This is a genomic window from Mesorhizobium sp. WSM4833, assembly GCF_055811095.1.
The window spans coordinates 162,150-184,628 of record NZ_JBVVQG010000002.1 but is presented as its reverse complement, the minus strand read 5'-3'; the positions used below and the strand labels follow the sequence as shown (position 1 = coordinate 184,628).

Genomic DNA, 22,479 nt, shown 5'->3' with positions numbered 1-22,479 from the left:
ATGCCAAAGCGGAGCGAATTTCGCCCCGCTTCAATCAGGTTACGTTTACGATCAGCCCGGCACGATGATAATCGAGGCGCCGTTCGACGCTGTGACCGCCGACAGACGGCCCTTTTTCAAGAACGACGGCTTCACATAAATCTTTTTCATATCAGACTCTCCTAAAATCCCAGCCTGATGATGCCATACTGCGGCCATCTGTCAACCATGCGAGCTGAAAGCAACAAACAATAAACCCAACAATGCGCGACAAGGGGCCAGGGTCCCTATTCTTTGCTTCGGGCCATCCCAAAACCAATTGCACCTGGAGTTTGCTCTCCAGCGCCGGCGCGATCCGCCAGAGATGCGCCGGATTAAAGCGTGACGCTGCTCGGGGCGTTTGCCGTGACGGCGGAAAGCTTGCCCTTCTTGACGAAGGTCGGCTTCGCGTAAGTCTTCTTCATCGTGATCTCTCCAGAATCCTCGGCGAGCATGGCAGATGCGCGATATGTGTCAACCAAGCCGGGCGCCGACGGCGGCCCTCCTGGCGCTATCGGCTGGCGGCCAGCGCCTGGCCTCCGGCTCGCTCGACGGCACGGCCCGGCTATGGGGCATGGACACCGGCCACCAGATCGCGCTGTTCGACAGCAAGACCGGTCCCATCTATGTGGGCGTCCGCCGCGGTGCTGACTGGCGGCAATGATCGCACCACCCGCGACTGGCCGCCCAACGGCGGTGACGGCGTCGTGCTGTTTGCCGGCGCGTCGGAATGAGCAAATCTTGATCACCTTGTCCGCCGTGCTATGTAAAGCCCATGCCAGCATCCAGCCTCCCAGACAACGCGCCGCTCATCGTCATCGATCTCCAGACCGGTATGTTCGACGGCGTGCACGAACCGCCGATCCATGATGCGCCAGGCATAGTCGAGCGCACCAAAGCGGTGATCGACTGGGCGCGGCGCAGCGGGCGCAAGGTCGCATTTGTCAGGCATGATGGACCCGAAGGCGATCCGTTGGCACCGGATCAGCCGGGCTGGCCGGTTTGGCCCGCACTTGGCCAAGCTGCGGACGAGCCGACCTTTGCCAAATCCGTGCGCGATGCTTTCAGCAATCCCGCCTTCGGCGACTGGGTTGCCGGGCAGGGTGCGGGTGCTGTCGTGCTCCTGGGCGCGCAGACCGATTTTTGCGTGGCCGCGACGGTCAAGGGCGCGATCGCCAGAGGGCTCGGCGTGACCGTGGTGTCCGATGCGCACAGCACGCTGGACAATGCCAGCGAGAGTGCCGAGCAGGTCATCATCAGGCACAATGGCGAATTCGCCGAGGCCGGCGTCAATCTGGTGACCACAAAGGCGCTTGTCGGCGGCTGAAGCCCGAACGTCGCCGCAGGCCGCATTATCAGGCAGGCCGGCTTGAGGACTTCGCGAGGGAAGACAGCGCCGGGCGCCTGCCGTGGTCGACGCGGACGGGGGGGCGCATTGTTGGGATGGCTCGGGCGCCCGCGTCAACCAGGGCGGCTCGTACCGCCGCATTAGCAACATTGCACATTGCGTGCCGCTCGAAACTTCCGCGAAAGCGGAATAGGCCGGAGCAAAAGGGCGGATTCGGCTGAGACTTTCGGCGCGCTTTCCCGGTCCGGGAGTCAAAAAGCCTGCTGGTTATTGAGAATGTCGTTCAAGGCGTTTGCCGGTGCTGCACCGGATCGGCGAGGAACGACACCGCAATCAGGTCGTCGCCATCGATCCGGCCGTGACGATCTTCCATGATGGCCGCGACCTTTTGAAAGGTTTTCATTTCGGCATCCGTCACCCGCGCATGGCGCATTCGGGCTTGGAGATCGGCCAGGCGAACGCCCAAAGCAGGGGATGTCACAGCTTTGCTTATCATCTTCACTCGTCCTGATTGGAAACTGACATGGGCAACCCGCCGCCATGGCTGGCGGCGGGTTTGGGACAATTCCAAGTTCAGTCGTAGACCTTGACGATCTTGCGGGTGCCCGGATCCACCAGGACGGTGCGGTTGTCGACCACTACGTAGCGGTATTTGACGTCGGGGATCTCATGAAGCTCGACCGTATCCGGCAACGCGCTACCAACATTCAGTTCCACGCCTGGAATCTTGACCGAAGCGAGGGGCTGCTTCTTCACATACTCGCGGATGACCGTGTCCTGTTCAGGCTGGATGACAACGTCCTGAGCGGCAACGGCGCCCACTCCGGCCAACAGCAACAGCGCCGCTGCGGCGCCCGTTAGGTGCATTTTCATACTGTTTCTCCTTGCGAGTCAGCATGACAAGATCGTCCAACGCTGACGGCAACTGAACTTGAGCCAACTGAAAATGTTCCTCAGATTGGGCTTCGGTCGGATGCTGTCTGCGACTTAAGTCTGGCCCGAGAGCGCATTGGTCTTACCGACGGGAACGGCTCTCTGTTCACGGCTGTTTGTCTCCCGGAATTCGGAGAAACAGATGGACAAAAGTGTTGGCCAAGCGCGCTGGTTGCTCGCACCGATTTTCGCGACAGCCGTTACCTTTCTGGTGATGGGAATAGTCCTTGGCTGACATGTCGTCGATCGGCGCAGCAACGTCCCTTCCTGCGCTGAGAGGGTTCGCAAGCCGCTTCGGCGCCTGGCGAACCCTCTATCTTCACCATACGCCGGCCTGCTCGTCGCTATCGTCCAGCAGTTGCTCGTTCAGTTGGCCGCTCTGCTATCGGGCCGTGTGTATCGATCGAGCCGGCGGCGAAGATAAGACACGTTGATCCGTCGGCTGCTCGCTGAAGTAAAGCGAACTGCCGAGAATGAGGAACACGATGCCCACCGCCGTCAATCCAACCATGAGCACGGCAATCGCCGTTCCTGGGCCATAGCCTGTCTTGATGATGGTGGATCGGTGGGCCATCGCGGCGTTCTCCAGACACCCGGCGGTGCCGAGTTCTGCGACAAACGACAAGCGAGGCCTGATGTTCCCTCGTTGGAAGCCTCAATCGGTCACTTTGGGCTTTTGCTTTTTCCTGTAGGACCAAGGTCTTATCTGCCGAGCGCAAAGGTCCAAGGGGCCTTGTTCAGTTCCGATAATGTCCCTTGGATGTTCCGTTACTTTAGGTAAACCTGATATATTGCCTGGGCGGAAAACTTAGCTGGCCAAGCAAAATCGCCCGCGAACCGGGCATGGAAAATGTGGCTTTGGCAAGTTCAACAACAGGCAGTCATGTCTCGGGCGACGAATAGCTCACGTCTCGTCGAATCCGTCCTCTCGGGTCTGATCGTGCGTGATTGCGGCTTCTTCCTCATCATCGGGGAGGGCGTCGTCGCTGTCCTGGTACGCGTTATCGTCGTCCTCGTCCGGCAGATCGCCGTCTTTTTCGACGCCGTAACGCATGTCGCCGTTTTCCGGCGCGGACTCTGGCAGGATCTCGCCGCCCTTGATTGCATCCCAATCCTGCTGCTCGATGGTCGGCCCATCCGCCCGCGGTGCGTCATCTTCGATGTCGGCGCTTGGTTTGTTGCGAGGTGCCATGCTGGCCTCCAATCGTTGAAGAACTGGAGGCGAAACTCGGCGTGCCGGCGTTTGTTCCGGACCCGAAGTGCAAAGACCGGGCGTGCTCCTGGATTGTGACGGCTGGCGTGTCAGCCCAGCCCCGCCAGCACCGCGGCCCCGGCCCGCGCAGTTGCCAAGTTGCCGCACAAATGGAGAACGCATTGCGGCGACTGACCCCTTACTTGCGAAGTTGCTAAAATAATGAAATGTTGTCCGCGGGAAATGAAATGAGGCAGGGACTGGTTGGAACCGGCGCGGTTTCGACGGTTTTGGAAACCATGTATTTTGGACAGTTTCTGGTAGGAATGTCAGCCACGGCCGTCATCGTCGCGGTCTGGACCTATATGACCACCGGCTCCTTCTGGGAGGCATTTGCCTGGACGATAGCGACGCTGCTTGTCCTGCAGGTCGGCTACTTCGTGCTCGTCGTGAGGCTGATCTTCAGGCGCGCACATGACATCGTGCCGAGCCAGGATCCGGTAGACGCCTTTCCGCCATTGCATCGCGACGGTGTCCAGCTTTGAGACCGGGTGACCAGGACCGATCAGGAATGGCGTTTCCATACCAGGCCGTCCACTCGAGCGCGTTCGCCCGGACAAACTCGGGGAACGTCGCCACCAGCGCGATCACGACCGACGGCAAGGTGTTTGGTCGCTGAGACGGCGCCTTCTGAGCATATCCCTGCTGGAGATTTCGGCCCAGCGTTATCATGGGAACAGGACGCATGCGCGACCGCTCCGCATTGTGCTCAGGCCGACAGGTTGGGAACAAGTGCTGATGCTTCGCGTTCTCTGGCAGTGTCGATGAGGTTGCCGCCTCCATCGGTACTGTTATGGCTCGCTCTGCTCCCGGCGGGGCGAGCCCTTTTCGTGCCGGCGCCTTTCAAATCGTCCAGATGAAGAGGCGGATGCGCGGCCGATTTGGCGCACTGGTGCTCAGATTGAATTTTTCCCTCTAAATATCCGTATATATCTGTGCAAGTTTTTCAAACTCTTGAACGCTGTCTGCCGAACGTTTGATCAGCAACCAATCAATATCCAGTCTGCAATCGTAATATCTCCAATTCTGAAGTTACGATGGAACCGCATGGCAGCGGTGGAGTTTTTATGGAGGGCGGAATTCAGTTATCACTAGGAGATGGCCATGAGACTTTATCTTACGAGCGCGGCGACCGCCGTCGTCCTGATGGGCGGGATTGGTGCGGCGCTGGCGGAAAACGTCGTCGTCGTCCAGCCGGAGCAGGAGACAGTCGTTCGCGAATACATCAAGAGAGAACCGCTTGCCTCGGTGAACCTTCTGGGCGTCGAGCTCAAGCTCGGCTCGTCGGTGCCGGATACGGTCGAACTGCGTGAGGTGCCCGACGTCAAATACCGCGTCGCGGTGATCAACGACCAGACGGTCCTCGTCGATCCGGAGACCCGCCAGATTGTTGAAGTGCTGCACTAGGGATCCCGCAGTACTGGACCTTGGGAAAAACCCGCCCCGAACGTCGCGTCGGGGCGGGTTTCCTTTGCCGCGACCCGCGATGGCCTATTCGGCGGCCAGTCTATCCTGCGTCTTGGTCTCGAAATCGCTGGCGTCGTGGCGTTCATGCAGTTGCATGGCAGGCTCACCGAAAGCTCGGTTGACCATGCGGCCGCGCTTGACCGCCGGGCGGGCGTCGATGGCCTTCGCCCAACGCTGCACATGCTTGTACTCGTGCACCGACAGGAACTCGCCAGCATCATTGTACATGCGGCCGAGTGCCAGCCCGCCATACCAGGGCCACACCGCCATGTCGGCGATGGAATAGTCCTTGCCGCCGAGATATTCAGTCTCGGCCAACCGGCGGTCGAGCACGTCCATCTGACGCTTCACCTCCATCGAGAAGCGATCGATGGCATATTCGAACTTTTCCGGCGCATAGGCATAAAAGTGGCCGAAGCCGCCGCCCAGATACGGCGCCGAGCCCATCTGCCAGAACAGCCAGGACAGCACCTCGGCGCGGGCCGGCTGTTCGGTCGGAAGGAATTCGCCAAACTTTTCGGCGAGATAGACCAGGATCGAGCCGGATTCGAAGATGCGCACCGGTGTGGTGCCACTGTGGTCCATCAGGGCCGGAATCTTGGAGTTTGGATTGACCTCGACGAAGCCGCTGCCGAACTGGTCGCCATCGTTGATCCGGATCAGCCAGGCATCGTATTCGGCACCCTTGTGGCCGCGCGCCAGAAGCTCTTCCAGCATGACGGTGACCTTGACGCCGTTCGGCGTCGCCAGCGAATAGAGCTGCAACGGATGCTTGCCGACAGGCAGTTCCTTGTCATGCGTCGGCCCGGCGATCGGCCGGTTGATGCTGGCAAAGGCTCCGCCGCTCGGCTTGTTCCAGGTCCATACTTTCGGCGGTGTGTAGTCGGTCATTTCGTGGCCTCGTGTCGGGGAAGGATGGCAGGTCGCCATTAACTAGGGCTGCGGATGTGTAAGTTCAACTTGCGTTGAACTATTATCGATGCCCGCAGTGCCAACATCGGCAATTGGGCTCTTCCTTACCCTTGCGCCTTCTCCTGCGTGGCATACCTATAGACGATGTCGCCAAAGCCCACCCAGGACAAAAGCATGACCATCAATCCCAATCCGCGCTCGGTCGTTGCCGTGCGGGCCACTGTTCCCGAAGATGCCTTTACGGCCGGGGCGCTCGGCACGCTCAGGGAAGGCAGCGGCGTCGTCATTCGCAATGACGGGCTGGTGCTGACCATCGGCTATCTCATCACCGAAGCGGAAGAGGTCTGGCTGACCAGCCATGACGGCCGCGTCATCCCCGCGCACGCGCTGGCCTATGACCAGGAATCCGGCTTCGGCCTGGTGCAGGCGCTGGCGCCGCTCGGCCTGCCGGCGGTGGCGCTGGGCGATGCCGGCAAGGCCAGGATCGGCGACGCCGTGGTGCTGGCCGACGGCATCGGCCAGTCGGTGCAGGCCAGGATTGTCACCAAGCAGGAATTCGCCGGCTATTGGGAGTATCTGCTCGACGAGGCGATCTTCATTGCGCCGGCGCACCCGTCCTGGGGCGGTGCCGGGCTGTTCGGCGCCGATGGCTCGCTGCTCGGCATCGGTTCGCTGCGCCTGCAGATGAGCCGCAATGGCGAGGTCGCCGACATCAACATGGTGGTGCCGATCGATCTGTTGCCGCCCATACTCGACGATCTCCTGACGCGCGGCCAGGTGGCCAAGCCGCCGCGTCCATGGCTCGGCGCGCTGTCGGCCGAAAGCGATGGCAGAGTGGTGGTGATGAGCGTGACCGAAGGCGGTCCGGCGGCCAAGGCTGGCCTGCGCCAGGGCGACATCATCTCGGACATCCGCGACGGCGCGGTCGATGGACTCGCCGATTTCTATCGCAAGCTGTGGGAGAGCGGCTCGGCCGGTGCCGAGATTCCGATGCGGGTGCTGCGCGACGGCCGCGAAACCTGGCTGCGCGTCAAGTCCGCCGACCGCGGCAGTTTTCTGAAGAAGCCGCAGCTGCAATAGCGCGTCAGCCACGCGATGCATCCAAGACTGCTCAAAACCTTCCTTGCGGTGGCGCGGAGCCGCAACATCACGCGGGCCGCAGAAGTGGTCCACCTCGCGCAATCGAGCGTCAGCGACCAGATCCTGGCGCTTGAGGCCGAGCTTGGTGCTGCCCTGTTCACGCGCTCGAAAATGGGCCTCGAGCTGACGCCGGCAGGCCTAGCGCTGCAGCCGATCGCCGAGGATTTGTTGCGGCTCGACGGCGAGGCGCGCGCGGCCGTGCAGGCGGCGGCAGGTTCGACAAGCGGGCACCTGACCATCGGCGCGCTGGAGACGATCGCGTCGGCCAGGCTGGCGCCTTGGCTGCCCGGGTTCCAGGCCGGCCATCCCGACATCACCGTGCGGATGAAGGTGGCGGGCAGCGGCGCGCTGCTGCGCCAATTGGAGGATGGCGACATCGATGTCGCGTTCTGCTTCGACCGCCGTGATTCGCGAAGGGCGCGTCGGATAAACACTTCGCCAGGCGCACGATAGCAGCCGAACCGCTGGTGCTGGTCGCGGCTCCGGGGCAGGGCAGCGTGCCAGGCGACCTTGCCGCGCTTGGCGGACTGCAGTTCGTGGCAACGGAGCCCGGATGTATCTACCGACACATGTTCGACACGGCCTTTGCCGAGGCGGGCGCTGCCGCACCCAGACTTGCCAACGAGGTCGGCAGCATCGGCGCCATTGCGCGGCTGGTGGCGGCCGGCGCGGGGCTCGCCCTCGTTCCACGCCTGGCCGTCACGGATGCGCTGGCACGCGGCGACATTGTCGAAATGCGATGGCCCGGCCAGATGCGGACAGCGCCGCTGGTGATGATCTGGCGCCGCCGGCGCGTCCAGCTGCCGGCGCTTAAGCAATTGCTCACTGCCGCGCGCGACACGCTGGTGCCGGCCCTGCAGCCCGCCAAGGCTGGTTCAGGACTTGAATCGTCGAACCGCTCCAAGGCCTTGTTTGCAAACAACTCCTGACGGAAGCAGCGGCGGTTCAGATCAGGCGGTGGCCGCCCTCGACATGCAGCGTCGTTCCCGTGGTAAAGCCATTGCCGATCAGGAAGGCGATGGCGTCGGCGATATCATCGGGTTGGCCAATCCGCCCGACCGGCAGCGCTTGGCCATCGCGGCTAACGTCTCGTCCTTCCTGTCGCCGGCCACTTGCGCCCAGATCGTGGTGTCGACCCAGCCGGGTGACACGGCATTGACGCGGATCGGCGCCAACTCGACCGCCAGCGCCCGCACGAGGCCTTCGAGCGCTGCGTTGACAGCAGCAACGACGGAGCCGCGTGCGGCTGGGCGATAGGCGGCGACACCGGAGACGAAGGTCATGGAGCCGGATGCTGCCAGCCGCGGCGCACCGTGCTTGGCGAGCAGCAGCGGGCCATACAGCTTGCTCTCCACCAACCTTTGCGCCGCCTTCAGGTCAAGCTCCGGCAGCGGCCGATAGGCGCCTTCGATGTCGGCTGCGGTGCTGACGATGTGGTCGAGTCCGCCAATCGCTGCGAACAGCGCCGAGACCTGGTCTTCGCGCGCGATGTCGACGACGGCCGTCTCCAGCCCGGCGGGATTGCCGAGCGCCTCGCGCGCCTGCCGCAGCCGGTCTTGGCCGCGCCCGGCGATGACAACCGCCGCACCGGCCTCCACGCAGTGCCGGGCCAGCGCCAGACCCATGCCGGAGCCGCCGCCGACGATCAGGATTTTCTGTTTCGAAATGCTCATTTCGCTCTGCCTTTGCTTGGATGGACAAGGGCAGGAATTGGCAGTTCGGCGCGACAGAAGGAAACGGAAGAAACCGATAGTGCCATCGGAAAGGCCGATGGAGCAGGGCGGACGAGCGCCGTCTCTGGCTCAGCGCACCAGCGGACTTTCCCAGACGACAAACAGCAGAGCTTTCAGCTGGGCAAAGCGCTCCGGCCCAAGTTCGGTGCGCCATTCCTCCTCGATGTCGCGCAGGATATCGACCATTTTCCAGAACGCGGCATGACCGCGTTCCGTGGATCGCACCACGCGCGCACCGCCATCGCCGGGAATGTCGGAGCGGACGAGGTAGCCGTACCCTTCGAGACTGCTGAGCAGCTGGTTGATGGCCTGTTTGCTCATGCCGGCACGCTCGGCGATGGTGCCGGGCCGCGCGCCGTCCGGTCCGGGAAACTGCAACACCGCCATATGCGGCAGGCGCAATTCGTCGAAACCGGCGGCGTTGAGCTCCTTGATCAGCCGCCGCTGGATCGCTTGTGCCGGCACGCGCAGCAGGGCGCCGATCAGCAGGTTCTCGGTCTTGGTCTGTAGAACTTCCGTTGAGGTGGGCATTGACGATCCGGTAAATTGAGTTTACTGATAGCGAGTAAATGTAATTTACCGGAGGGCTTTGCGCAATGTCGGTCATGAATCTTCAGGTCAATCCAGCCAATGAGACCATCGGCGACAAGGGGCTGTCGATTCGCTTCCTGGTGACGGGCGACAGTTCGAACGGCAGCATCGCCGCCTTTGAGTTGAGGGTTGCCAGCGGACTGCGCCTGCTGGCGCCGGCGCACAGCCATGATCACTACGAAGAGACGATCTACGGCATTGAAGGGGTGCTGACCTGGACCGTCGACGGCAAGCCGATCGAGGTCGGGCCGGGAGAAGCGCTGTGCATTCCGCGTGGCGCAGTCCATCGCTTCGACAACAATGGCAGCGCGGATGCGAAAGCGCTGTGCGTCGTCACACCAGCGGCGATCGGTCCGGACTATTTCCGCGAGATATTCGCCATGTTCCACGCCGCCGCCGGCGGTCCGCCGGACAAGGCTGGGATGATGGACATCATGCGCCGCCACGGGCTGACGCCGGCAGCGCCGCCGCCAAGCTGAAGTCGGTCGAAGAGGCGTCGATCACGCGCCGCAAGCGCTGAAGGGGTGCCGGGGTTCCAGTCCTTGAAGGCGATGGTCTGGCCTTCGACCGAGACGGTCCTGTGCTTGGTGCTGCCGTCCGGCTGCTTTTCGCTGCTGGTGCCTTTGCCGGTCAGCACATTGTACTCGCAGGCGCTTTCGGCATTCTCCTTCAAATAGTCATAGTGGTCATAAGCGAAGCCGGCGACGATGAAGGCATCATTGCGCTAGGCGATGGTCAGCGTCATGTCGGTCCGTTCGCTGCCGATCTCCATCGCTGGCAGGTAGAATTTGATCGAGCCGTTGGGCAGCATCGTCAGTTCCGGCTCGGTGTCGGAGTTCTCGTAGCCCGCCCGCTCGTAGCCGTTCCATTCCCCTTGGATCTGCTCGTGCACGATCTCGACGGGTTTGAGGTAATTGTGCTCCTTGTCCCTGAGGAAGAAGTGGACGTCCATCGGATGGCCGGGTTCGGTCTCCACCACCATGGCAAGATCGACGGCGCCGTCGCCATTGAAATCGCCAGTCACAGCCGTGATGATCTTCCGGGTTTCGATCGGCTCGGCGAGGGTGGCCGTGGGGAGAAACAACACAAAGGCGAGCAACAGAGATTTCATGGCGTATTCCCCCGGGAGCGAGACGGCGTGCCCGAGCACGAGCATGGCAGGTATTCCGGGACTTTCTACAGGGGGGCGGGAAGAAAAATGTTCGGGCCGAGGGGCGCGAAGGAACGCCGTCCGCGCCTGCCAAGTCTGCTGCCGGAAACTGACAGCAATTCATGCCACGATGCTGGCCAATGACGATGGGCATGATGCCGGAGGCAGGACGACAGTGAGAGCGATGACGCGAGCGGCAACAGCATCGAACGGGCAGGCCGACTGATGGCGCCGATCAAGGTCGATCCCGCCAAGGTTCACGAATTCGCGGATCCTGCCGGCTTCTACGCCTGGCTGAGCAAGCACCACGCCACGGAAGCCGAAGTCTGGATCAAGATGCACAAGGTGGGGTCCGGATTGAAATCGATCACCCCCAAGCAAGCCATCGACGTGGTGCTGTGCTTCGGCTGGATCGATGCGGTGCGCAAAGGGTTGGACGACAAGAGCTTCCTGCAGCGCTACACGCCGCGCGGCAGGAAGAGCATCTGGAGTCTGATCAACATCGACAATGTGGCGCGGCTGGTCGAGGAGGGCCGCATGACCGAGCATGGGCTCAAACAGGTCGAAGCGGCGAAGGCGGACGGGCGCTGGGCGCGCGCCTATGGCAGCGGCAAGGAGATGAAAATTCCCGATGATTTGCAAGCAGCCATAGACGCCGAACCCGCTGCGAAGGCGATGCTTGAAAAACTCAACGCGCAAAACCGCTTCGCGCTCGCCTTCCGCATTCACAACATGAAGACCGAGGCTGGGCGCAAGAGGAAGATCGAGACGTTTGTGGCAATGCTGAAGCGTGGTGAGACGATCCATCCGCAAGGCAGGAAGTGAGGTTGGCGCGAATTCGTCTTCGGCGCCGCAAGCCTGTCCTCACGGGATCCCTCGTTGCGCGAAGCGCTTCAGGATTTGAATCGCGAAATTGTTCCAACTGCTTGTTTTCGCGCAATTCGGGGTCGGTGTGGCGCGGCCGCTTCAGCAACGACATCGCTGGTGGACGGAGGAGGGCACGGCGGCTACCCTTCGAAAGCCGCGACGATCGAGCGGCGGACCGGTCGCTGGGAGTCGTTGCCGTTGAGAAGAGTTGCTTCGTGGACGATGGCGCTGGGTCTCATTGTCATCGTCGCGTGTGTGGGAGCCGGGGTCACGCTTGCCCAGACTTCGCCCGATCAGCCTTCTCCCGACCTGGCTTCCCCCTCGGCCTCGCCGGCAAAAGAGATCTCGGTCGGGATAAAACAGGCGCCGCCTTTTGCGTTCAAGCTGCAGGACGGCAGCTGGTCGGGATTGAGCATCGACCTCTGGCAGAAAATAGCCGGGCGGCTCAACCTGCGCTTCCACTATGTCGAAGTGCCTGCCGTGCAGGACCAGATCGATGGCGTGGTCAGCGGCAGATTCGATGCGGCGATGGCCGCGATCACGGTCACGGCCGACCGCGAAAAGGCCGTCGACTTCACGCAGCCCTTCTTCACGACCGGGCTCGGCATCGCGACGCCGCTCAACAACCAGCCGTCATGGCGGCCGGTGCTGCATGCCCTGACGTCGTTCGGCTTCCTGCAGGCGGTGCTGGCGCTGGTCATCATATCGGTGGTGGTCGGCGTCCTGATCTGGATGTTCGAACGCCGGCACAATGACGATTTCGGCGGCGGCGTCGCCAAGGGACTGTTTTCCAGCATGTGGTGGTCGACCATCGCCGCGACGCAGGCCAGCACCGGTGATTTCGGCCCGCGAACCGTGCCGGGGCGCGTGCTGGCCGCGCTCTGGATGATGGGATCGATCATCGCGATCGCGGTGTTCACCGCGGGTGTCACATCGGTGCTGACGGTGACGCAGATGGAAGGCATGGTGCAGGGCGAAAGCGATCTCGCCGCGGTCAGGGTCGGCGCGGTGCAGAGCTCGTCGACGGCGTCCTATCTGGATTCGACCCAGATCCGTCATCAGGACTTTGCCTCGATCCAGCAAGGCCTCAACGCGCTTCGCGCCGGCAAGATCGACGCGCTGGTGCACGACAAGCCGCTGCTTGGCTGGCTGGTCGGGCAGAATTACGCGACAAGCCTGCAGGTTCTCGATGCGACGTTCGACCAGCAGCAATATGCCATTGCGCTGCCGCTCGGCAGCCCGTTGCGCAAGTCTCTCGATGTCGCCCTCCTGCAGACCATCGAAAGCGATTGGTGGAAGCAGGCCGTCTTCCAGTATCTGGGCGAGAAGTAGCCGGCAGGAACTTCCGCAGTGCGGTGCGCTGGAAGAACCGCCCTCGCTATCCGAGAGTGGCGGCCTATCTTTCAGGGATTGGTGTTGCTGTCACTGGTCCAGGTCGACCGGTGTCACGCCAAGAAGTTTCAGGGCGTTGGCATAGGTCCGGATGCCTTGGGCCTGCTTGCGCTCGGCACAGAACTGGTTCGCCTTGTCCTGGAGTGCCGTTGCCTCGGCGATCTGGCTCGCACTGGCACCGGGTTTGGCTTTGGTCTGGATGGCTCCGTCGAGTTGAAGACCGAGCCGGTTGCAATATTCGCTCCGGGTGACCGCTGCTTCCGCCCCCGATTGTGCGACGGCCAGCATGGCGAGCGAAATGCCTGTCAGGGCACCCATCCATCCGGTCGAACGTCGTTGCATGTTTCGGGACCATTTCTTCGCGTTGTGCCGCAGGCCGCGTGACCGCCGCGAGGGTGGTTATGACAGGCGATGTTTTCGCGATTTTTTCCCGGATGTTGAATCTTGTTTCTGGAGTGTGTCTGGCGGTGAAGCTGCCAATCTCCCCCACGAGGGGGGAGATCGGCGGAGTGCGGCGCTTGCGCCTCTTCCTTTGCGGCTATCCTTCGCGTAAGGCGCCGGGCAAATCGTTTCACGCAAGCAAAATTCCCCGGACACCGCATGATCAGACTTGAAAGCATCAGCAAGCAGAACGGCCGTCAGCTTGTCTTCGTCGAAGCGTCGGCGTCCCTGCAGAAGGGCGAGAAGGTCGGCCTCGTCGGGCCGAACGGCGCCGGCAAGACGACGCTGTTTCGCATGATCACCGGCCAGGAGCAGCCAGACGAAGGCCAGGTGCAGGTCGATCGCGGCGTCACCATTGGCTATTTCAGCCAGGATGTCGGCGACATGGAAGGCCACAGCGCTGTCGCCGAAGTGATGAACGGCGCCGGGCCGGTCAGCGAAGTCGCGGCCGAGATGGCAGCGCTCGAGGCGGCCATGGCCGATCCCGAGCAGGCCGACCAGATGGACGAGATCATCGAAAAATACGGCGAGGCGCAGCACCGCTTCGAGGAACTCGACGGTTATGCGCTGGATGGCCGCGCCCGCGAAGTGCTGGACGGTCTCGGCTTTTCGCAGGAGATGATGGACGGCGATGTCGGAAAGCTGTCCGGCGGCTGGAAGATGCGCGTGGCGCTGGCCCGCATCCTGTTGATGCGGCCCGACGCCATGCTGCTCGACGAGCCGTCGAACCATCTCGACCTGGAGAGCCTGATCTGGCTGGAATCCTTCCTGAAGAACTATGACGGCGCGCTGTTGATGACCTCGCACGACCGCGAGTTCATGAATCGCATCGTCAACAAGGTGGTCGAGATCGACGCCGGTTCGCTGACCGCCTATTCCGGAAACTACGAATTCTACCAGCAGCAGCGGGCGATCGCCGACAAGCAGCAGCAGGCTCAGTTCGAGCGCCAGCAGGCGATGCTGGCCAAGGAGATCGCCTTCATCGAGCGCTTCAAGGCGCGCGCCTCGCATGCCGCGCAGGTGCAGAGCCGGGTGAAGAAGCTGGACAAGATCGACCGCGTCGAGCCGCCGAAGCGCCGCCAGACCGTGTCCTTCGATTTCCTGCCGGCGCCGCGCTGCGGTGAGGATGTCGTGACGCTGAAGAACGTCCACAAGGGCTATGGCAGCCGCAGCATCTATGAGGGGCTCGATTTCCAGGTCCGCCGCCGCGAGCGCTGGTGCATCATGGGCGTCAACGGCGCCGGCAAGTCGACGCTTCTGAAGCTGGTCGCCGGCGCTTCCGAGCCCGATACCGGCACGGTCGCGCGGGGCCCAAGTGTCAAGATGGGATATTTCGCCCAGCACGCCATGGAGGTGCTGGAAGGCGAGCGCACTGTGTTCCAGACACTGGAAGACGCGTTCCCCCAGGCCGGCCAGGCGCCGCTCAGGGCACTCGCAGGCTGCTTCGGCTTTTCCGGCGACGAGATCGAGAAGAAATGCCGTGTGCTGTCAGGCGGCGAGAAGGCGCGGCTGGTGATGGCGCTGATGCTGTTCGACCCGCCCAACCTTTTGGTGCTGGACGAGCCGACCAACCATCTCGACATCGCCACCAAGGAGATGCTGATCACGGCGCTGTCGCAGTACGAGGGCACCATGCTGTTCGTCTCGCACGACCGGCATTTTCTGGCGGCGCTTTCCAACCGCGTGCTGGAACTGACGCCCGAAGGCATCCACACCTATGGCGGCGGCTATACGGAATATGTCGAGCGCACCGGGCAGGAAGCGCCGGGCCTGAGGAGCTAGCCCTTACCGCAGCGAGATGCTCATGCCACTGAGGTCGGCGTTGACCTGCAGGCCGACCTGCCTGCCTGTCAATTCGAGCTGGGCGCCCTTGTCATTGGTCATGACGATCACCTGAGCCCCTTTGCCAAGCGCGCCGCCACCGCCCGCCGCACCATAGACCCCGGTCACATCCCGCGCACGTTTGATGTGGCGCACGGTACCTCGGAAATAGGTCTTGGAAACGCCGAAGGCGAGACCGCCCGAGACGCCGCCGACCGAGATGGGATAGCGGCGGCCATGGAAGGTCAGCGTTCCTTCGCCTCCGGAGCCACCGACGAAGAAGGCCGCCTTGTAGACGGCGAAGCGGATGGTGCCGCTGTTGGCATGCGCGGCGCTGGCAAAGCCGATGCTTGCGGTGGCGATGGCGGCAACCGCGATGGAACGAAATCCGGATGAAATCTTCATGGTGAGAACTCCTCAATGTCGCCGCTTTGCCGGCCGGGATGTCAGCGTGGGATCAAAGTTACAACTGAACAGTCTCGCCCGTGGTTTGGTTCCAGGCCCCGTGATTTGGTTCCAGGCATCGTTCGATCCGGCTGCGGGAAGGCCGGGGAGAGGGCGGCGGGTTGCGGAGGGTGGGGAGGGCACCTGACCGCAGCTATCGCCTTGTGGGATGAACAGGTCTATGCAGGCCCTTCACAAGGCTTAGGAGAGGCTTCGGATGAGAAACGCAATCTGCCTCGCATTGACTGCGGCAGTGGCTGGGTGCGCGACCTCCCCGGTCGACTATGAGGCGTCGCTTTCGCAGCAGGACCAGAAATGGGCCTCCCCGGCATGCCAGCAGGCCCGCAGGGCGGCTTCGGATTACGAGGCTCGCGAGAAAGAGCATCCGGGATGGGGTTTCGGCGTCCTGCTTGGTCCATACTCGATGGGGCTCGTAGCAGCCATCAAGGAGCATGAGCAGAAGCAACGAAAGCTGTTCGCCCGCGAAGTGCACCTGCAATGCTCAAGCCTGCCGCTGCCGAAGGAACTGCAGGGCGATTTGAACCCTGCCGTACCGCCGACCAAGTATCCATAGACTGCCGCGCCTTCCGGGCGGAAGGCGCCGGGGTGGCCGCCGTCATTGGCGGCACCTCGATCTTCGGGGGCCGCGGTGTCTACACCGGCACCATCCTCGGCGCCCTGATCCTGACCGTGCTGACGACGCTCTTGACCATCCTGCAGATGCCGGAGGGGCAAGGCGACGGCTTATTTGAGGGTTGTGGAGGGAGAGATAGGGGCGGGTTGAGGTGAATGGCTGCGTTTGGGCCGAATTCAGACAGGCAGCTTTTTGGCGCAAGGATGCGAACTACTGCCGTTCAACCAATGATAAAGGCTCAGATCGAATTTTGGTGCTTCTTCAAAATTTGCACCTATTGAGGATGCGCCACGGCCAGCCCGCGAGGACCGATCCGCTCTCAAAAAGCGTGTACAGGTTGACAACACCTTGGCCGCTGCAACATCCTGCCGGTTTTTAGACTGGGAGGTAGCATGACTATTTCGATCAACCGCCGCACCTTTTCCATAGGCGCGGGCGCTCTGGCTTTGGCTGCGGCCGGATTTTCGCCGGCACGCGCGCAGCAGGCGTTTTTCCGCATCGGCACGGGCGGAACGTCCGGCACCTACTATCCGGTGGGCGGCCTGATCGCCAACGCCATCTCGGCAACCGGGGCGGCCGGCGTCGAAGGCTTGGTCGCCACCGCCACGTCCTCCAACGGTTCGGTGGCCAACATCAGCGCCATCCAGTCGGGCGCGTCCGAATCGGGCTTCACGCAATCCGACGTCGCCTACTGGGCGCATTCGGGCACCGGCCTCTATGAGGGCAAGCCCAAGATTGACGACCTGCGCCTCATCGCGACGCTTTATCCCGAGACGATCCATTTGGTCGCGCGTGCCGACGCCGGCATTAAGTCGGTGGCGGATCTCAAGGGCAAACGCGTCTCTCTTGACGAGCCGGGCTCCGGCACCATCGTCGATGCGCGACTTGTGCTTGGCGCTTACGGTCTGGCTGAAAAGGACGTGCAGCCCGAATATCTCAAGCCTGGCCCGGCCGGAGAGCGGCTGCAGGATGGCGCCATGGACGCTTATTTCTTCGTCGGTGGTTATCCGACCGGCGCAATCGTTGAGCTTGCCACCACCAACAACATCACGCTGGTGCCGATCACCGGCCCCGAGGCCGACAAGCTGCTGTCCGAGCAGAAGTTCTTCTCCACCGATACCGTGCCGGAAGGCACCTACAAAAATGTCGGCGAAACCAAGACCATTTCCGTCGCCGCTCAATGGGTGACCAGCGCCAAGCAGACCGACGACCTCGTCTACAAGATCGTCAAGTCGCTTTACAGCGACGAAACCCAAAAGGCCCTGCAGGCAGGCCACGCCAAGGGCAAGCTGATCACGCTCCAGAACGCGGTTACCAGCGCTGGCATTCCGTTTCATCCCGGCGCAGAGAAATTCTACAAGGAAGTCGGCACCCTGAAATAAGAGCCATTTGGACCGGCTGACAACAACGAGGCGGAAGGGATGCTTTCCGCCTCTTTTGTCTGGAAATTCAGGACACGGAACCGGCCATGAGCGATGACGACAAGATCAAGCTTTCCGCAATGGAGTTCGATGAGGAGAACGCTCGCGAACTGGAGGAGAAATTCGACTCCGAAATCCGCTTCCGGCCACTGACCCGTGTCGCGGGCTGGCTGGTCGGCTTCCTCCTGGTGGCGCTGTCACTGTTTCACTACTACACCGCCGGTTTCGGCCTGCTGCAGGAAATGCTGCACCGGGGCATCCACCTGTCGATGGTGCTGGCGCTGATCTTCCTCGTCTTCCCGCTGGTGAAGAAAAGCTACGACCAGCCCGCGCGGTCCAGCCTCCTGCGGCCGCTCGGCATACCCCTTTTCGACTGGCTGCTGGCGATCGCTGCGGTCGTCGTCGTCATGCACGTGCCTATGATCCCGCTCGACGACCTTGCCTTCCGCGTCGGCAATCCCACGGCGCTCGACGTGGTGTTCGGCCTTATCCTCATCCTGCTTCTGCTGGAGGCGACGCGCCGCTCCGTCGGCATCCCGCTGCCCATCATCGCCGTCGTCTTCATGGCCTACGCGCTGTTGGGGCGGTACATGCCGAGCATTCTGGTGCACCCCGGCGCGTCCGTCTCCCAGCTTGTCGATCACCTTTATCTGACGACGCAGGGCATCTACGGCATCGCGCTCGGCGTCGTCGCCACCTACGTCTTCCACTTCGTGCTGTTCGGCGTCTTCGCCACCCGCATTGGCCTCGGCCAGCTCTTCCTCGACTGCGCGGCGTGGGTCGCCGGCCGCTACGCCGGCGGTCCCGCCAAGGTGTCGATCTTCGGCTCGGCGCTGTTCGGCATGATTTCCGGCTCGTCGGTCGCCAACACCGTTACCGTCGGCTCGCTGACCATCCCGGCGATGATCAAGCTCGGCTACAAGAAACATTTCGCCGCAGCGGTGGAAGCGGCGTCCTCGACCGGCGGTCAGGTGACGCCGCCGATCATGGGCGCAGCGGCCTTCCTGATGATCGAATTTCTCGAACTGCCCTACACGACCATCATCCTTGCCGCCATCGTGCCCGCCTTCATGCACTTCTTTGGCGTGTTCATGCAGGTGCATTTCGAGGCCAAGCGAACCGGCCTCAGGGGGCTCAGGCCGGACGAGATGCCCGATGTCGTCGAGGCGCTGAAGCGGGACTGGCCGACGATCATCCCGCTCGTCGTTCTCATCGGCGTGCTGCTCTCGGGCTACACGCCTTACATGGCCGCCTTCTGGGGCATCACCTTGTGTATTCTCGTCGGCTTGCTCAATCCGCGCCGGCGCATGTCGGTCGCCGACATCGTGACGTGTCTGCGCGACGGCGCCAAATATGCGCTCGCAGTCGGAGCCGCTGCCGCAACCGTCGGCATCGTCGTGGGCGTCGTCACCCTGACCGGAGTGGGCTTCAAGCTGTCCTACATCGTCACATCGACGGCCGGACACCTTTCCCTTCTCTTCGGCACCTTCATCCCCGAGGCGATCTTCTCGGCCCAGGGCCTGACCCTATTGTTCACCTTGATCATGACTGGCGTCGTCTGCATCCTGATGGGCTGCGGCATCCCGACGACCGCGAACTACATCATTATGGTGACGATCGCGGCGCCGGCGCTTGTCATGCTCGGCACCGAGCCGATCGTCGCTCACTTCTTCGTGTTCTACTACGGACTGCTGGCGGACATCACACCACCGGTGGCGCTGGCGGCGTACGCCGCCGCTGGCATGGCGGGGGCGGACCCGTTCAAGACCGGCAACACCGCCTTCCGGCTGGGGATGGGTAAGGCACTGGTTCCTTTCGTGTTCGTCTTCTCACCGTCCCTGCTGCTGGTGACGAAGGATTTCACCTGGCCGAACTTCTTCCTCGCCTTTTTCGGCTGCGTGCTGGGCATCACCTGCCTGGGCGCCGCGCTATCGCGCTATCTTCTGGTGCGCACACGCCCATGGGAAAACGTGCTGCTCGTGTTCGCCGCCCTGCTTCTGGTGGCACCCGAACTCTATTCCTCGCTACTCGGCGTGGCGCTTTTGGTCCCGGTCCTGCTGCGCCATTGGAACGCACGCCACACTGAAGAGGCGCAACCAGTCTGATCAGCGCCGCTCCAACGCAATCCTTCTCGGGGTTTTCGACGTCGCGCATATGCGGTGGGCGGACGGAAAGATGAGAGGGCCGACCATCGAGTCCATGACATTCCGCTGCGGGTTCTCGGCGCCGAGCGAGCTTCAGCCTAGTCGCGAAGATGTCCGCTCGTGAGAAGAGGCGATGAGCCGTGGCGATGACCGGCATGGGGCGCAAATCAGACCCTCCTCCCGGTCGAATCCAACAGCGGTTTTTGGCCTTCTTAGAATTACGGGAATTACGGTGACAGTGCACCTTTTACCCTGCCATGTGTCCGCCTATCCCCCCGCCAGCCGCGGCAGCAAAAAAATCTCCGCCCCCTGCGGCAGCTTCTTCGACCACGTATCGCGATAGATCGTCCCGTCGATGGCAACCGCGATGCCCTTGTCGATCAAGGGCTCGAGGCCGGGATACTGTTCAGCCAGCTTCCTGAACAGCTCCCTTATGTCCTTGGCCTCGATCTCGACCTTGCTGTTGCCTCCGGCGGTCGCGGCGAGCGAGCCCCAGAGCGTTACTTCGACCATTCCCGTTCCGCCTCGATCGCCGCCAGGATGCGCGGCGGCGACATCGGGATGTGCGTCATGCGCACGCCCGCGGCGTTCGACACCGCATTGGCGATCGCCGCCAGCGGCGGCACGATCGACGTCTCGCCGACACCGCGCACCCCGTAGGGATGATTGGGGTTGGGGATTTCGAGGATCTGGGTGTCGATCATCGGCAGGTCCGAACAGACCGGGATGCGGTAGTCGAGGAAGCCGGCGTTCTGCAGCCGCCCGTCCTTGCCGTAGATATACTCCTCGTTGAGCGCCCAGCCGATGCCTTGCGCGGCGCCCCCCTGGTACTGTCCCTCGACATAGGTCGGGTGCACCGCCTTGCCGGCGTCCTGCACGACCGTGTAGCGGATGACCCTGGCGGCCCCGGTATCGGGATCGACCTCGATATCGCAGATATGGGTGGCGAAGGAGACGCCGGCGCCATCGGCGACGAGCTCGCTGTGGCCGGCGATCGGTCCGCCGGTCTTGCCCGACTCGACCGCGATCTCCTTCAGCGACAGCTTGCCGAGATTGCCGTGCTTCTCGCCCTTGGCGATCGCGTGGCCCTTCTCCCAGACCACGTCGTCGACGGCAATGTCCCACATCTGCGCGGCGCGCTCGCGCAGGATCAGAATCGCATTGCGGGCGGCCGAGATCGTTGCCATGGAAGAGGAGAAGGTGCCGCGGCTGCCGTCCGTCATGTCGTTGTAGCCGAGGCTGGACGTGTCGGCGACGATCGCCTTGACCTGGGAATAGTCGATGCCCAGTTCCTCCGCCGCCACCAGCGACAGCGACGCGCGGGAGCCACCGACGTCGACTGTGCCGACGGCAAGCGAGACCGAGCCGTCCATGCCGATGTTGAGGTCGGTGCAGGTCTGGCCGCCGAAGTTGAACCAGAAGCCGCAAGCCATGCCGCGGCCCTGGTTCTTGCCCAGCGGCGCCTTCATGTGCGGATGGCTCTTCACCGCCTCGAGCGTCGGGCCGATGCCGATCGGGCCGTAGACCGGACCGTAGGAGGACCGTGTGCCTTCCTGCGCGGCGTTTTTGATCCGGAAGTCGACCGGATCCATGCCGATCTTCTTGGCCAGTTCGTCGACAGCGCTTTCCACCGCGAAGGCTGCCATGGGTGCGGAAGGCGCGCGATAGGCCGCGGTCTTCGGCCGGTTGACCAGCACTTCGTAGCCGACCGTCTTGACGTTATCGAGCTTGTAGCAGGCGAACGCGGTCATGGCGCCGATCTCGGCCCAGGAGCCGGCATACGGGCCGCAGCTGTAGCGCAGCGTCGCTTCGGCGGCGGTGATGGTGCCGTCCTTGCGGGCGCCGATCTTGACGTCGATCGAGGTGGCGCTGGTCGGGCCCGAGGCGCGGAACACCTCGTCGCGGGTCATCACCAGCTTCACCGGCCGTCCGGCCTTGCGCGACAGCGCCAGCGCCACCGGCTCGGCCCAGACATGGGTCTTGCCGCCAAAACCGCCGCCGATCTCCGAGGAGGTGACGCGCAGTTTCGAGGCTTCCATGCCAAGCAACTGGGCGCAGTGCTGGCGGTAGACGAAATGGCCCTGCGTGCACACCCAAAGGTCGGCGGTGCCGTCGGAGCTGAAATTCGCCACGCAGGCATGCGGCTCGATATAGCCCTGGTGCGTCTGCTCGGTCTTGAAGGAGCGCTCGACGATGAAGTCGGCGTGCCCGAAACCCTGATGGACATCGCCATGGCCAAACTGGCTGCGCTTGGTGACGTTGGAGGGTTTTACCGGCTTTTCCTCAAGGCCCTCGGTGAAGATGGCATCATTGATCAAGGGCGCCGTGTGCTTCGCCGCCTCGTCGACATCGGTGACGTGCGGCAAAAGCTCGTACTCGATCTCGATGAGCTTCAGCGCCTGCCTGGCGGTGCGGGCGTCGATCGCGGCGACCGCGGCCACCGCGTGGCCGTCATAGAGCGCTTTCGTGCGCGCCATGCAATTGTCGAGAACGTCGTACATGGCGGCATCGCCATCGGTGAGGTCCGGCAGGTCGGCCGCGGTGATCACCGCCTTGACGCCGGCGAGCTTTTCCGCCTTCGAAATGTCGATCTTGACGATCCTGGCGTGGGCGTGCGGGCTTCTCAGAACACGCCCGACCAGCTGGCCGGCCATGTTGAAGTCGGCGCCGTAGCGCGCGCGGCCCGTCACCTTGTCGATGCCGTCGGGACGGATCGGACGCGTGCCGACGGAGGCGAATTTACGTCCGGAAAAACGTGGATCGAAATTCAT

Annotated in this window: 25 protein-coding genes and 2 pseudogenes; 14 read left to right on the top strand and 13 right to left on the bottom strand. The window is 62.8% G+C overall.

The annotated features are described in order from the left end of the window. Positions 1-51: 51 nt before the first annotated feature. Together AC0L2D_RS04050 and AC0L2D_RS04045 are read right to left on the bottom strand one after the other, a co-directional pair. Entirely contained in the window at positions 52-150 is a 99-nt protein-coding gene (locus AC0L2D_RS04050; RefSeq protein ID WP_013530621.1) for a hypothetical protein, read from the bottom strand. A gap of 203 nt (positions 151-353) precedes the next feature. Continuing rightward, positions 354-443, bottom strand: a complete 90-nt coding sequence (locus AC0L2D_RS04045) for a hypothetical protein (protein WP_081714185.1) — start codon at positions 441-443, stop codon at positions 354-356. Between the two features lie 35 nt (positions 444-478). On the opposite strand from AC0L2D_RS04045, the gene AC0L2D_RS04040 reads away from it, so the two are divergent. Then, a complete protein-coding gene (locus tag AC0L2D_RS04040; protein ID WP_473540414.1) occupies positions 479-682 on the top strand; it encodes a hypothetical protein in 204 nt (67 codons plus the stop codon). A 111-nt stretch (positions 683-793) separates the two neighbouring features. Beyond that, entirely contained in the window at positions 794-1,345 is a 552-nt protein-coding gene (locus AC0L2D_RS04035) for an isochorismatase family protein (protein WP_473540413.1), read from the top strand. A gap of 594 nt (positions 1,346-1,939) precedes the next feature. On the opposite strand, the gene AC0L2D_RS04030 is transcribed toward AC0L2D_RS04035, so the two are convergent. From AC0L2D_RS04030 to AC0L2D_RS04020, 3 genes are all read right to left on the bottom strand, one after another. Beyond that, positions 1,940-2,239 (bottom strand): DUF1236 domain-containing protein, encoded by a 300-nt coding sequence (locus tag AC0L2D_RS04030; protein WP_013530625.1) that lies wholly within the window; start codon positions 2,237-2,239, stop codon positions 1,940-1,942. Positions 2,240-2,681: 442 nt separating this feature from the next. Then, the gene (locus AC0L2D_RS04025; RefSeq protein ID WP_224674557.1) at positions 2,682-2,924 is read right to left on the bottom strand and encodes a hypothetical protein; all 243 of its coding nucleotides are present in this window, start codon (positions 2,922-2,924) and stop codon (positions 2,682-2,684) included. Between the two features lie 279 nt (positions 2,925-3,203). Continuing rightward, positions 3,204-3,491, bottom strand: coding sequence for a hypothetical protein (locus AC0L2D_RS04020; protein WP_275952586.1), 288 nt, complete (start codon positions 3,489-3,491; stop codon positions 3,204-3,206). Between the two features lie 326 nt (positions 3,492-3,817). Between AC0L2D_RS04020 and AC0L2D_RS04015 the strand changes: the two genes are divergently transcribed. Both AC0L2D_RS04015 and AC0L2D_RS04010 read left to right on the top strand, forming a co-directional pair. Then, on the top strand, positions 3,818-4,036 hold the full coding sequence (locus AC0L2D_RS04015; protein WP_224674556.1) for an exopolysaccharide production repressor protein: 219 nt from the start codon (positions 3,818-3,820) through the stop codon (positions 4,034-4,036). Between the two features lie 619 nt (positions 4,037-4,655). Further along, positions 4,656-4,958 (top strand): DUF1236 domain-containing protein, encoded by a 303-nt coding sequence (locus AC0L2D_RS04010; protein WP_013530629.1) that lies wholly within the window; start codon positions 4,656-4,658, stop codon positions 4,956-4,958. An 84-nt stretch (positions 4,959-5,042) separates the two neighbouring features. Here AC0L2D_RS04010 and yghU read toward each other — a convergent pair whose 3' ends face one another. Then, positions 5,043-5,909, bottom strand: a complete 867-nt coding sequence (gene yghU, locus AC0L2D_RS04005; protein ID WP_473540412.1) for a glutathione-dependent disulfide-bond oxidoreductase — start codon at positions 5,907-5,909, stop codon at positions 5,043-5,045. 195 nt (positions 5,910-6,104) lie between these two features. Here yghU and AC0L2D_RS04000 point away from each other — a divergent pair, with 195 nt between their 5' ends. Both AC0L2D_RS04000 and AC0L2D_RS03995 read left to right on the top strand, forming a co-directional pair. Further along, positions 6,105-7,010 carry a S1C family serine protease gene (locus tag AC0L2D_RS04000; RefSeq protein WP_013530631.1) on the top strand — a complete coding sequence of 302 codons (906 nt, stop codon included), beginning with the start codon at positions 6,105-6,107 and terminating at the stop codon, positions 7,008-7,010. Between the two features lie 15 nt (positions 7,011-7,025). Further along, positions 7,026-7,999: pseudogene (locus tag AC0L2D_RS03995) on the top strand (LysR family transcriptional regulator). A 16-nt stretch (positions 8,000-8,015) separates the two neighbouring features. Here the strand turns inward: AC0L2D_RS03995 and AC0L2D_RS03990 are convergent. Then, positions 8,016-8,743: pseudogene (locus AC0L2D_RS03990) on the bottom strand (SDR family oxidoreductase). Between the two features lie 129 nt (positions 8,744-8,872). Further along, a complete protein-coding gene (locus AC0L2D_RS03985; RefSeq protein ID WP_024501721.1) occupies positions 8,873-9,334 on the bottom strand; it encodes a MarR family winged helix-turn-helix transcriptional regulator in 462 nt (153 codons plus the stop codon). 65 nt (positions 9,335-9,399) lie between these two features. Here AC0L2D_RS03985 and AC0L2D_RS03980 point away from each other — a divergent pair, with 65 nt between their 5' ends. Next, complete coding sequence (locus AC0L2D_RS03980; protein WP_027160820.1) at positions 9,400-9,873, top strand: cupin domain-containing protein; 474 nt, start codon at positions 9,400-9,402, stop codon at positions 9,871-9,873. A gap of 245 nt (positions 9,874-10,118) precedes the next feature. On the opposite strand, the gene AC0L2D_RS03975 is transcribed toward AC0L2D_RS03980, so the two are convergent. Further along, on the bottom strand, positions 10,119-10,505 hold the full coding sequence (locus AC0L2D_RS03975) for a hypothetical protein (protein ID WP_473540411.1): 387 nt from the start codon (positions 10,503-10,505) through the stop codon (positions 10,119-10,121). A 264-nt stretch (positions 10,506-10,769) separates the two neighbouring features. Here AC0L2D_RS03975 and AC0L2D_RS03970 point away from each other — a divergent pair, with 264 nt between their 5' ends. After that, positions 10,770-11,369, top strand: a complete 600-nt coding sequence (locus tag AC0L2D_RS03970) for a YdeI/OmpD-associated family protein (RefSeq protein WP_275952591.1) — start codon at positions 10,770-10,772, stop codon at positions 11,367-11,369. Between the two features lie 240 nt (positions 11,370-11,609). Further along, positions 11,610-12,743: a transporter substrate-binding domain-containing protein gene (locus AC0L2D_RS03965; RefSeq protein WP_473540410.1), complete on the top strand. Its 1,134-nt coding sequence runs from the start codon at positions 11,610-11,612 to the stop codon at positions 12,741-12,743. Positions 12,744-12,833: 90 nt separating this feature from the next. Here the strand turns inward: AC0L2D_RS03965 and AC0L2D_RS03960 are convergent, their stop codons facing one another. Further along, positions 12,834-13,121 (bottom strand): hypothetical protein, encoded by a 288-nt coding sequence (locus AC0L2D_RS03960; protein WP_275952593.1) that lies wholly within the window; start codon positions 13,119-13,121, stop codon positions 12,834-12,836. Between the two features lie 282 nt (positions 13,122-13,403). Here AC0L2D_RS03960 and abc-f point away from each other — a divergent pair, with 282 nt between their 5' ends. Next, positions 13,404-15,026, top strand: a complete 1,623-nt coding sequence (gene abc-f / locus AC0L2D_RS03955) for a ribosomal protection-like ABC-F family protein (RefSeq protein ID WP_473540409.1) — start codon at positions 13,404-13,406, stop codon at positions 15,024-15,026. 3 nt (positions 15,027-15,029) lie between these two features. Here the strand turns inward: abc-f and AC0L2D_RS03950 are convergent, their stop codons facing one another. Next, a complete protein-coding gene (locus AC0L2D_RS03950; RefSeq protein WP_473540408.1) occupies positions 15,030-15,470 on the bottom strand; it encodes a hypothetical protein in 441 nt (146 codons plus the stop codon). Between the two features lie 256 nt (positions 15,471-15,726). Here AC0L2D_RS03950 and AC0L2D_RS03945 point away from each other — a divergent pair, with 256 nt between their 5' ends. From AC0L2D_RS03945 to AC0L2D_RS03930, 4 genes are all read left to right on the top strand, one after another. Continuing rightward, positions 15,727-16,083 carry a hypothetical protein gene (locus tag AC0L2D_RS03945; protein ID WP_024501714.1) on the top strand — a complete coding sequence of 119 codons (357 nt, stop codon included), beginning with the start codon at positions 15,727-15,729 and terminating at the stop codon, positions 16,081-16,083. 32 nt (positions 16,084-16,115) lie between these two features. Then, the gene (locus tag AC0L2D_RS03940; RefSeq protein ID WP_473540407.1) at positions 16,116-16,298 is read left to right on the top strand and encodes a hypothetical protein; all 183 of its coding nucleotides are present in this window, start codon (positions 16,116-16,118) and stop codon (positions 16,296-16,298) included. 237 nt (positions 16,299-16,535) lie between these two features. Then, complete coding sequence (locus AC0L2D_RS03935; protein WP_013530643.1) at positions 16,536-17,525, top strand: TAXI family TRAP transporter solute-binding subunit; 990 nt, start codon at positions 16,536-16,538, stop codon at positions 17,523-17,525. Positions 17,526-17,611: 86 nt separating this feature from the next. Further along, positions 17,612-19,669 carry a TRAP transporter permease gene (locus AC0L2D_RS03930; protein WP_224674550.1) on the top strand — a complete coding sequence of 686 codons (2,058 nt, stop codon included), beginning with the start codon at positions 17,612-17,614 and terminating at the stop codon, positions 19,667-19,669. Between the two features lie 306 nt (positions 19,670-19,975). On the opposite strand, the gene AC0L2D_RS03925 is transcribed toward AC0L2D_RS03930, so the two are convergent. Beyond that, positions 19,976-20,221: a MoaD/ThiS family protein gene (locus AC0L2D_RS03925; protein WP_013530645.1), complete on the bottom strand. Its 246-nt coding sequence runs from the start codon at positions 20,219-20,221 to the stop codon at positions 19,976-19,978. After that, positions 20,209-22,479, bottom strand: coding sequence for a xanthine dehydrogenase family protein molybdopterin-binding subunit (locus tag AC0L2D_RS03920; protein ID WP_473540406.1), 2,271 nt, complete (start codon positions 22,477-22,479; stop codon positions 20,209-20,211). The genes AC0L2D_RS03925 and AC0L2D_RS03920 overlap by 13 nt, the downstream gene beginning before the upstream one ends.